At 47.0% G+C, this 281-nt stretch carries 1 protein-coding gene; it reads left to right on the forward strand.

Going from position 1 to position 281, the window contains the following annotated elements; all coding sequences use genetic code 11:
* Positions 1-25 precede the first annotated feature (25 nt).
* The coding region (locus L5849_RS17185; RefSeq protein ID WP_368735745.1) for a hypothetical protein at positions 26-281 on the forward strand (256 nt) is incomplete at its 3' end.

Consider the following 281-nt stretch of genomic DNA (forward strand, 5'->3'; position numbering starts at 1 on the left):
TTTTGTCTCAGGTTAGTGTGATAAAATGACTAACTCCAAGGGTTACCGACGTGGAACTCGGCATTTATTTGCCAGGAAGTTCAGGACGCGCGGTGTCATTCCGTTGTCTACTTATCTGAAAACATACAAAAAGGGAGACATTGTGGACATCAAGGGCAATGGAGCAGTACAGAAGGGCATGCCACACAAGGCTTACCATGGACGCACTGGTGTTGTCTACAATGTCACTGCTCATGCAGTTGGTGTCATTGTCAACAAGAGAGTTCGAGGACGGATTCTGG

It is taken from the genome of Erythrobacter sp. SN021 (assembly GCF_021864455.1).